Origin of the sequence: Pseudomonas vranovensis DSM 16006 (assembly GCF_000425805.1) — a bacterium.
Taxonomy (GTDB): Bacteria; Pseudomonadota; Gammaproteobacteria; order Pseudomonadales; family Pseudomonadaceae; genus Aquipseudomonas; species Aquipseudomonas vranovensis.
Genome location: NZ_AUED01000036.1, coordinates 1 through 9,455 on the forward strand (window position 1 = coordinate 1; position 9,455 = coordinate 9,455).

Consider the following 9,455-nt stretch of genomic DNA (forward strand, 5'->3'; position numbering starts at 1 on the left):
TCAAGCGCCAACCCTGCACTCATAGCTCAGCTGGATAGAGTACTCGGCTACGAACCGAGCGGTCGGAGGTTCGAATCCTCCTGAGTGCACCATACAACAGAAAGCCCGCCTACCAAGGCGGGCTTTTTGCTTTTCTGCGTTTAAACTTTTTATACCCGCCATGTGTTTTTTTATGTGCAGCCGCCGTCGCACTGATGCGTGCATGGGGTGTCATAACTATGTCTCGCAAACGATTGTTCTAGCCACGATTTTTTCAGCACCCTGACAGCTCAAGCGGTGTATGATTGCGCCCGTCAGCCCCGCCGGGGCTTGTGGAATACCACCATGGACTTACCCAGTAGTTACTCAATAGCAAGTTTTGCCAATCAAGATCTGACTGATTGAATCTCCCGGCGTGCTCCGCTGCTGGGAGTGGAGTTCGCCTATGACTGAAAATGAAGTAAAAAAGACGCAAGAGAGCTTGCAGGATCGCCTTGCCCAGGTGGTCGAGCTGCTGCAGCGTCAACGCGTGGTCGAAGACCTGACCCATCGTCAGGAAGGTCATCACCATGACCTGGTAGAAAACCTCGTTCACCGCCAGAACCTTGTCGAGTTGCAACGCAAGCTCGACGATCTGCACTCTGCCGACGTCGCCTACATTCTCGAAGCCTTGCCCCTGGACGATCGTCTGACCGTCTGGCAGCTGGTCAAGGCCGAGCGCGACGGTGACATCCTCCTGGAAGTATCCGACTCGGTTCGTGAGACGCTGATCGCCGACATGGACGATCACGAGTTGCTCGCGGCTGCCAAGGAAATGGACGCCGACGAACTCGCCGACCTTGCGCCTGAGCTGCCGCGTGACGTTGTCCACGAGCTGATGGAAACCCTTGATGCCCAGCAGCGTGAGCGCGTGCGCTCGGCGTTGAGCTATGACGAGGAGCAAGTCGGTGCGCTGATGGACTTCGAGATGGTCACCATCCGCGAAGATGTCAGCCTGGAAGTGGTCCTGCGCTACCTGCGTCGGCTCAAGGAGTTGCCAGGGCATACCGACAAACTGTTCGTGGTCGATTACGACGGCATCCTCAAGGGTGTGTTGCCGATCAAGCGTTTGTTGGTCAACGATCCGGAAAAGAAAGTTGCCGACGTCATGGCCGACGACCCGGTGGTGTTCCAGCCCGAAGAAGACGCCTACGACGCTGCACAGGCCTTCGAGCGTTACGACCTGGTATCGGCTCCGGTGGTGGACAAGGGTGGTCGCCTGATCGGCCGTCTGACCATCGACGAAATGGTCGACCTGATTCGTGAGGAAAGCGAGACCGAAGTCCTGAACATGGCCGGTCTGCGCGAAGAGGAAGACATTTTCGCTTCGGTCTGGCGCTCGCTGCGCAACCGTTGGGCGTGGTTGGCAATCAACCTGATCACGGCATTCGTGGCCTCTCGTGTGATTGGCCTGTTCGAGGGGTCGATCGAGAAACTGGTGGCGCTGGCTGCCTTGATGCCGATCGTTGCAGGTATTGGCGGTAACTCCGGCAACCAGACCATCACCATGATCGTGCGCGCCATGGCGCTCGACCAGGTCAGCCCGGGCAACACATCGCGACTGATGCGCAAAGAGCTCGCGGTTGCCTTGATCAACGGCCTGGTGTGGGGTGGGGTAATCGGTGTGGTGGCGTACCTGCTGTATGGCAGTTGGTCGCTGGGTGTGGTGATGACCGCGGCCATGACTCTCAACTTGCTGCTTGCCGCGTTGATGGGTGTATTGATTCCAATGACCCTGGCGCGCCTGGGGCGCGATCCGGCGATGGGTGCCAGCGTGATGATCACCGCCATGACCGACAGTGGCGGGTTCTTTATCTTCCTGGGCTTGGCGACCATCTTCCTGCTCTAGCCAGCCTTCAAATCGCAGCGACAAAAAAGCCAGCTTTCGCTGGCTTTTTCAATTGCGGTGACCGGTATCAGGAAGCGTCAGCTGCCATTTCGACGTCGTGGGCAATCAGGGCCACCAGCGCATTCTGCTGGCGGTGGGAAAGTTGGCGGAAGCGTTGCAGCAACTCGCGTTCGTGCAGTGACAGCTCGGGGCTGTCCAGGCGCATGCTCAAGTCATCACCCAGGGCTCCTTCCTGGATCAGGCTCTGCTCCAGGCGGGCGATGATTTCCGAGTTCATGCTGCGGTGGTGGTTGCGCGCTACCTCGGCAATGCGCTCACGCATTCCGTCGGGCAGGCGGACGACGAATTTGTCAGCGGTGCGGCTTGAGTAAATAGCCTGTTTCATTGGGCGCATATAATTGACCGGTTTTAGTTCAGGGGGAAGCGGTTCTCGAAATTGGCCGCACGATGTCACTACGACCATCAGGGCAACAAAATGTTCAACCTGAATTGTGAATGAGGTGCGAATCATGCCTCATTGTCGCCGGTTCCTTGGCGTCAATTCTGTGACAAATCTTGATCCGGATAAAGGCGTTATGCCAGTACCAATTATCAGAAATGAGTACTGGTTTGAAAAGTTTTCATTTTGTTCGGTGCCAGTCCGTCGGCCCGCGCTCCATCCCTTCGCATCACAGGCGCAGGGGACCTGCAAAGCGTCTAGAATGCGCAGGTTTCCCTTCCAATGAGCATAGTGGCTATGCAGCATGACGCAAGCGCGGCCCCGCGTACAGTGATCCCTGGCCGCTTGATCTATCTGATGGGGCCATCCGGTGCCGGAAAGGACTCGCTGATCGATGCGGTGCGAGCAGTACTCGACAAAAGCCAGGTGGAAATTGCCCAGCGCGTCATCACCCGTTCGGCTGAGGCAAAGGGGGAGAAGGCGGTGGGTGTTTCAACCGAGCGCTTCGAGCAGCTGTGTGCCGAAGGCGCCTTTGCCTTGCATTGGCGAGCCAATGACCTGGCGTACGGGGTGCCCGTGGTAATCGACTCCTGGTTGGCAGGCGGGCGTGCGGTACTGGTCAATGGGTCGCGGGCGCACTTGGCCAAGGCCCGGGAGTGCTACCCGAATCTGCTGGCGATACTTGTCACGGTCGAACCCCGTGTGCTGCGCCAACGTTTGCTGGCCCGCGGGCGTGAAAACCTCGAGGAGATCGAGCGACGCCTGGCCCGAAGCCAGCAAGTGTCATTGCATGACCCCGCCATCCATTTGCTGGATAATTCCACCTCGCTGGAGGATGCCGCCAGGCGCTTGCTTGACCTGCTGCGAGAGCAGGGGCTGCTGGCGCGAGAGGGCGCGTCAGAAGGTGATGCGCCCAGTCCCCACGTTGCCTAGCGCACGCGGCTGTTCAGCGACGTTCGCGGCGGCCCTGTCGAATACTGCCACCTGTGCCCGCATGGCGGGTGCAGACCGAGCCTGCTCGAGCGCTGCAACGCTTTGCCCTTGTACAGCCAGGCCCACGACGGCGATCAGTGCCAGGGCATTGAGTAGAAGCAGGGTGCGGTTCATCGAGCGTGCTCCACAAAAATCGTTTTTATGAAGCGAGAAATGCACGTCGCATGCCATCCGATAATTCCAATATTTTCTTTTAAAAACAGTTGGTTGCATGCATTGTTGGGCGGCGTCTTCGTGCGCTTTGCAATGATGGCTCGACGCCTTGTTGCAAAATGCACGAATACCGACACAAACCGTAGGCAAAAAGCCCCACGGATGACATGACAAATGGTTGCATGGTAGTTAACATGCTCGCCGTCCTCTGCCGAGCAACGTCTGTTGCCGGCCTCAGTGTCTCAGTAGCTCAATTGGATAGAGCATCCCCCTCCTAAGGGGAAGGTTGGCAGTTCGAACCTGCCCTGGGACACCATATAAATCAAGGGCCCGTCGAGCTGCGCACTTTTTTTGAAAGTCGTTGGGCTATCACTGGGCTAGCTGCTGAGAGCTACCACGAGGCTTACAGCCATGTTGTTTAAACCTCATGGCTGAGTGGTTGGTTGTCTCAGCGCGTAGTCTATTCTGCACATCCGTAGCAGAAGCTCTGTTTTTGATGCTGCCGCCGGCTTGAGAAACCTAAGCTAATGAAGCCATTGATGGTTTCATGACGCCTCCCACATCTCCTCTATCGTTCTGCACGCCTTTGCGACTTATGCCGAGAGCAAAGCAGGTGTAGCCTTTTAGATGTGATACGCGAGTGGTTGCCCCTTTTTTTAACGCACAAGACAAACCGCTCCCACCCTGTCCTGCTTCTGTGTGGTTTGAATGCGATCTTGAGGGTAAGGCCGTAATCGGGTAATCCAACTGCCATTTCGCCATCCAGAATCACATACTTTGCGTGTAGGTCATCTACGAAGGTATGGCCAAGGATTTTCAGCTGGGCAACAATTTGCTCGACCGACTCCTCAACGGCGCGCTGAAAACGCTCGATCTGATCGTGACAAGCGTCCGTACGCATCACAGCATCAATGGCAACACCCGCTGAGCTCATAGCTCCGCCGAGCGGCCCATAGACAGTCCCATCCTTTACCGTGACAAAGCAGTTAGCGCGTTTTTTACGCAATGTCGTACGCTGTACTTCGGTCACGGGGTCGGATGGAATTCCGTGAATTACAAACTGGCGTATTACGTCGGGCCAATTTTGATGCAGCGTTTCCACGACTTCATTGCTCGCCCATCCCTCATGCAAGTAGGTGTTGATTGCGTAAAACACATCATCGGTAACAAGGGCAAAAACTACGTGCGGGGTTCGCTCAACCAGGCCGGGATATTTGAGATGTGGACCAACACCCAAGTGGAAATGATGTATACCCCAGTCATCAAGTAGACCATCTTGGTTGCTAAAACTTTTATGATCTTTGCTCTGGTGGGGTTTCAGCGATTCGCCAGCTTCAATCTTTTTCTGTAAATTTCTCCAGCCAACGTCATATTCAGCGGGGCACGCAAAGCCATTGGCAATTTCAATTCGTCTCGGTTTGGGGTTGGCGTCTCGACGCAGGGAATCAAAAAACCTAAATGGCACTTCCTCCCTCTCGATCCTATCAACCTGATCCCCCCAGGCAGATCTCATCTGTTCTAACAGCTGGTCATGCCAGTCATTTTTGAAATTCGCGATTATCCTAGTCATCCTCTCCTCACAACATTCGCAATCTGATCTGCATACAACGATAACATGGCCTCCTGTGGGCGGTTTCTGGTGGGTAAGGCGCGACCCGAAGCCCGCAGCTTGCGTCGCTATTGAAAAACGCACTAAAAATTCCAAAAAATCATGGGGGCACTTAGCGGGAGGCGCCGTTCGGATCAATTTTGTGCGTTTTTCGGTACGTGCTGGTATCGTGCTATCACGACAGTCTCGTCACGGAAAAGGATAGAGGGGGCAAGATGAGCGATTTCGAGCAACAGCCGTTTGCAGACGCGGAGTTTGCTGAAAATCCGGAGCAACGGTGCCCTTGCATACTTCTGTTGGACACATCGGGCTCTATGAGCGGTGCGCCCATCCAGATGCTGAACGATGCTTTGCAGTCATTCAAAGATGATCTCTACGCCGATGCAATGGCGGCGAAGCGTGTCGAGTTAGCAGTAGTGACTTTTGGTCCTGTCAATGTTCGTACCGAGTTCACGACTGTCGACGGTTTTTTCCCCGAGGTGATGGAAGCAGGTGGTGTGACGCCTATGGGGGAGGCCGTTGTGCGGGCATTGGATCTCCTACGCGAGCGCAAGGACCGTTACCGCTCCAATGGCGTTAAGTACTACCGTCCTTGGGTATTTCTGATTACCGATGGAGCCCCGACTGACGATTGGCAGGAGGCACGTCGACGTGTCCATGAAGGGGAAGAGCGTAAAGAGTTCATGTTCTACTCCGTTGGTGTCGATGGTGCGGATATGTCGGCTCTCTCGCAGTTGGGTACACGTCAACCATTAAAGCTCAAGGGTTTGGCGTTTAGGGAACTCTTTGCTTGGCTATCCAGCTCTTTAAGCGCTGTATCGCAATCGAATCCAGGCGATGCGGTTCCACTTGCCAATCCGACTGGTCCAGAGGGTTGGGCAATTGCTGGATAGTCCTCGTTGGCGTTGGGCGGCTGCCTCGTGTGTTGGCACATCTCATCAGCGTATGGGGACGCGAAAGCAGGATGCTTATAGGGTGGCTCGGATCAACCCACATACGTTCTGCGCTGTAGTCTCCGACGGAGCTGGCAGCGCGAGTTTCGGTGGGCAAGGTGCGTCCTTGATTTGCCGCAGCCTAATAGCCAATTTCCGTTCATGGTTCGAACTCCATAACTGCTTGCCAGATAATGAAGTGATCCTGTGTTGGATTGATCTGGTGAGAGACCTTCTCTCCGAGGTCGCGGCGCGGCGTGGACTAACTCGACGACAGTTCGCAGCGACTCTGGTGATGCTGGTGGTTTTCAAAGGACGTGTCTTGGCTTTGCAGATTGGCGACAGTGCGCTTGTTGCTCGTAAGGCCGGAGTATGGGAGGCCTTGTGCTGGCCAGAAAATGGAGAGTTTGCTTCGACAACCTATTTCGTTACGGATGATCCTGAGGTTCGGCTGCATACCTTTAATATGGATCTTGAGTATGACGCCTTCGCTTTGTTTTCGGATGGGTTGGAGGCAGTCGCTTTGGAGCAAGCAACACAGCAGCCTTTTGCTAGGTTCTTTGATCCAATGCTTAAGCCGGTCGACCAGATGGGAGGAGAGGGGCGCTTGGTTGAATTGTCAGGCGCACTTGCGCGGTATCTGGACAGTCCTGCGCTCTGCGAGCGAACGGATGACGACAAGACACTCATCCTCGTTTCATGTCGATGAAATCGCCGCCGGTACGGATCGCCGGTAAGAATGAGCAGCTCGATAAACGCCTCGGCAAAGGAGGCGAGGGGGATGTGTACGGGCTGGTGGGGCATGCCGATCGTGCAGTGAAAATCTACAAAGCTGAGATTCGGCGCTCCCGCGAAAGTAAGGTTAGAGCGATGGTAGAGGGGCGGTTGGCTGAAGCGACCACTCTGGTAGCTTTCCCATCCGAGGTGGTTACTGACTCCTCTGGCAACTTCGCTGGTTTTTCTATGCGGCTGGTTGCGGGGTACAGACCGCTCCATGAACTGTACAGCCCGAAGTCACGCAAAATCCATTTTCCAAAAGCGGACTATCGCTTTCTGGTACGGGTGGCGCAAAACGTTGCGCGTGCCGTCGCTACGGTGCATCAAGCTGGCTGTATTATTGGGGATCTCAACCATTCTGGAGTTCTTGTTGCACAGGACGCCACTGTTGCACTGATTGATGCCGATAGCTTTCAGTTTAGTTCGAAAGGGCAGTCCTATCCCTGTGTTGTTGGTATGGAGGACTTCACGCCCCCAGAACTCCATGGTCTCAGTTTTAGTAGTGTCAAGCGCACTCAGGCTCATGACAACTTCGGACTCGCAGTTGCCATCTTTCAATTGCTGGTCATGGGGAAGCACCCCTATTCCGGCCGTTTTAGTGGTGCAGATCTTAGTCTGGGTCAGTCGATTGCGCAGAACCGTTTTGCTTTTTCAATTGTGCGACGCGACGATACGCGGACCTCACCGCCACCCGGTTCGGTGCTGTTAGCAGATTTCCCACCATCGCTTGCCACAGCATTTGAGTCAGCGTTCGGTCTTGTTGCTACCTCTCGCCCGGATCCGGCTGCGTGGGTGAGTTTGCTTCAAGGACTCGAAACTAGCCTACGTCAATGTGCGAATGTACCGACTCACTATTTTCCTAATGCGGCAGGTAGCTGTCTTTGGTGTCGGCTCGCAAGTCAATCTGGCTTCGAAATGTTCCCATTGGGCCTTGTCGCGGGGAATATTCCTACGGCAGGCTCCTTCGATCTTGAGGCGATATGGGCTGCTATCAAAGCGGTGCGAATTCCTCGGTCGGAAGAAGCCCTGCCTATCTGGAGCGGAAATGTGGGCCCGCCGAGTGCCGCAGTTACGCAGGCAAAGAGCAATAGTCCAGAGAAAACCATCTACGGTGTTCTGGCGTTGTTGGCGGCAATCATCGGATTTGTCAACGTACCTCGGTTAGGGCTCTTTTGGGGAGCCTTGGGCGTTTACGGCTTGGTAGCATTCTTCACAAAGGCTAAGGTGGATCCGGCGCCATTTCGCAAGGCTTACGTAGATGCTGATAGTCGGGTGCGTTTGCTATCCATGGCACATTTGCAGCGCGTTGGCCTGAAAGAGATTATTGTTCTGCGTGCCGACTTGGAAGACTGTGTAGCCCGATATCGGCAGATTGAAGGGGATCTCGCGAATGTTCTGACAAAGCTGAAGTCGACGCGAGAGGCACGGCAAAGAATAGATTTTTTGGATCGGTTTCTGATCAGGCGCGCAACAATACCGGGTATCGGACCTGCGAAGACTGCTACGTTGGCCTCCTTCGGTATTGAGACTGCCGCTGACGTAACGGCTTCCGCTGTTCGTGCGGTGCCGGGGTTTGGCGAAGCATTTACTGGAAAAATGCTCGCATGGCGCCAAAGTCACGAGGCTAAGTTCCGCTACAATACCTCGCCAGATCCATCTGATATCCAAGCCGAAAACGCAGCACGTTCCGCATCCGCAGCTAGACAGATTGATTTGCAGAAAAAGCTTCGTTCGGGTCTGGCTGCTTTGCAATCTACGGTGCCACGGTGCCTATCCGCTAAGTCTGCGCCAGATCAATCTCTCTTGCAGGCACTTGAAGAGCGTGCACAGGCCCAGGTGGATTGCGCGGCTTTGGGAATCAATCTGCCTGCACCTACAATCGTCACCATCGAGGTTCCCAAAAGGGCTCCTGTTCAACCTGCTCGAAACCCGGGTGGGCTGACCCCGACATTCCCAACTGCAACTGGCTCTTCGCGTTCGCCAGCATCGAACTCCTGCCCCATATGTGGTGCATCTATGGTGCGTCGGACGGCTCGCAAGGGAAGACGTGTTGGAAGCCAATTCTGGGGATGTTCAAAATATCCCGCATGTAAAGGCACAAGGAGTTAAGGAGTAATGATGGGGGTAGGGAATAAAAACTCAGAAAGTCAGATGGGTAATTGCACAGACTTACCCACCCATTTGCATTCGACCTGACCAATCATTTGCATCGGATTTGACCATCGCGCTGCGTGGCCATGACCGGCAGAGAGCGACCCACAGCAGTCGCTCAGCCTCAACTGAAGTTGGCCGTTTGTTACGTTTAGCGCGAGTGATTTCGCCGCAAAAATGAGATTCAAGTTGAATCGCCCCTAGTTTCGTAGACACCTCCAAGCCTTAAAATGAGGCCCATTAGGAGGTGCCATGAGCAACCAGCGTTATCCCGAAGAATTCAAAATCCAGGCGGTCAACCAAGTGACCGAAAAGCAGCTTCCTGTCTCGGAGGTGGCTGCGCGATTGGGTGTGTCCGTGCACAGCCTGTATGCCTGGATTAAGCGTTACACCAAACCCCAGGAGCAGCGTGTCCAAGAGGACGATCAGAGTGCTGAGCTTCGCCGTCTACGTGCTGAGCTAAAACGGGTGACGGAGGAGCGAGACATCTTAAAAAAGGCCGCCGCGTACTTTGCCAAGGAGTGCGGCTGAAGT

The 9,455-nt window shown here is 54.9% G+C and carries 8 protein-coding genes, 2 tRNA genes and 1 pseudogene; 8 read left to right on the forward strand and 3 right to left on the reverse strand.

The annotated features are described in order from the left end of the window. The first annotated feature begins 15 nt into the window (after window positions 1-15). Window positions 16-92, forward strand: a tRNA-Arg gene (locus H621_RS0119385). A 332-nt stretch (window positions 93-424) separates the two neighbouring features. After that, the gene (mgtE, locus tag H621_RS0119390; RefSeq protein WP_028944975.1) at window positions 425-1,867 is read left to right on the forward strand and encodes a magnesium transporter; all 1,443 of its coding nucleotides are present in this window, start codon (window positions 425-427) and stop codon (window positions 1,865-1,867) included. A gap of 67 nt (window positions 1,868-1,934) precedes the next feature. Here mgtE and H621_RS0119395 read toward each other — a convergent pair whose 3' ends face one another. Then, window positions 1,935-2,261: an Arc family DNA-binding protein gene (locus tag H621_RS0119395; RefSeq protein ID WP_015271261.1), complete on the reverse strand. Its 327-nt coding sequence runs from the start codon at window positions 2,259-2,261 to the stop codon at window positions 1,935-1,937. Window positions 2,262-2,603: 342 nt separating this feature from the next. On the opposite strand from H621_RS0119395, the gene phnN reads away from it, so the two are divergent. Next, complete coding sequence (phnN, locus tag H621_RS27325; protein WP_051270629.1) at window positions 2,604-3,239, forward strand: phosphonate metabolism protein/1,5-bisphosphokinase (PRPP-forming) PhnN; 636 nt, start codon at window positions 2,604-2,606, stop codon at window positions 3,237-3,239. Here phnN and H621_RS28550 read toward each other — a convergent pair. After that, window positions 3,204-3,413, reverse strand: coding sequence for a hypothetical protein (locus tag H621_RS28550; protein ID WP_105641606.1), 210 nt, complete (start codon window positions 3,411-3,413; stop codon window positions 3,204-3,206). The genes phnN and H621_RS28550 overlap by 36 nt on opposite strands. 278 nt (window positions 3,414-3,691) lie before the next feature. Here H621_RS28550 and H621_RS0119405 point away from each other — a divergent pair. After that, window positions 3,692-3,768, forward strand: a tRNA-Arg gene (locus H621_RS0119405). Between the two features lie 252 nt (window positions 3,769-4,020). Here the strand turns inward: H621_RS0119405 and H621_RS28555 are convergent. Further along, the gene (locus tag H621_RS28555) at window positions 4,021-5,022 is read right to left on the reverse strand and encodes a hypothetical protein (protein ID WP_156905636.1); all 1,002 of its coding nucleotides are present in this window, start codon (window positions 5,020-5,022) and stop codon (window positions 4,021-4,023) included. A 254-nt stretch (window positions 5,023-5,276) separates the two neighbouring features. Here H621_RS28555 and H621_RS0119420 point away from each other — a divergent pair, with 254 nt between their 5' ends. The 4 genes and pseudogenes from H621_RS0119420 to H621_RS0119440 form a co-directional block, all read left to right on the forward strand. Beyond that, window positions 5,277-5,954: a vWA domain-containing protein gene (locus H621_RS0119420; RefSeq protein WP_028944977.1), complete on the forward strand. Its 678-nt coding sequence runs from the start codon at window positions 5,277-5,279 to the stop codon at window positions 5,952-5,954. Beyond that, window positions 5,899-6,702 carry a PP2C family serine/threonine-protein phosphatase gene (locus tag H621_RS0119425; protein ID WP_280643256.1) on the forward strand — a complete coding sequence of 268 codons (804 nt, stop codon included), beginning with the start codon at window positions 5,899-5,901 and terminating at the stop codon, window positions 6,700-6,702. The genes H621_RS0119420 and H621_RS0119425 overlap by 56 nt, the downstream gene beginning before the upstream one ends. Continuing rightward, a complete protein-coding gene (locus H621_RS28215) occupies window positions 6,699-8,879 on the forward strand; it encodes a helix-hairpin-helix domain-containing protein (RefSeq protein WP_167332133.1) in 2,181 nt (726 codons plus the stop codon). The genes H621_RS0119425 and H621_RS28215 overlap by 4 nt, the downstream gene beginning before the upstream one ends. A 294-nt stretch (window positions 8,880-9,173) precedes the next feature. Further along, window positions 9,174-9,455: pseudogene (locus H621_RS0119440) on the forward strand (transposase); the annotation flags it as partial.

Bases quoted from the DNA above. Each gene is read 5' to 3' on its own strand.
- mgtE (WP_028944975.1), top strand. From the start codon at position 425: ATGACTGAAAATGAAGTAAAAAAGACGCAAGAGAGCTTGCAGGATCGC.
- H621_RS0119395 (WP_015271261.1), bottom strand. From the start codon at position 2,261: ATGCGCCCAATGAAACAGGCTATTTACTCAAGCCGCACCGCTGACAAA.
- phnN (WP_051270629.1), top strand. From the start codon at position 2,604: ATGCAGCATGACGCAAGCGCGGCCCCGCGTACAGTGATCCCTGGCCGC.
- H621_RS28550 (WP_105641606.1), bottom strand. From the start codon at position 3,413: ATGAACCGCACCCTGCTTCTACTCAATGCCCTGGCACTGATCGCCGTC.
- H621_RS28555 (WP_156905636.1), bottom strand. From the start codon at position 5,022: ATGACTAGGATAATCGCGAATTTCAAAAATGACTGGCATGACCAGCTG.
- H621_RS0119420 (WP_028944977.1), top strand. From the start codon at position 5,277: ATGAGCGATTTCGAGCAACAGCCGTTTGCAGACGCGGAGTTTGCTGAA.
- H621_RS0119425 (WP_280643256.1), top strand. From the start codon at position 5,899: ATGCGGTTCCACTTGCCAATCCGACTGGTCCAGAGGGTTGGGCAATTG.
- H621_RS28215 (WP_167332133.1), top strand. From the start codon at position 6,699: ATGAAATCGCCGCCGGTACGGATCGCCGGTAAGAATGAGCAGCTCGAT.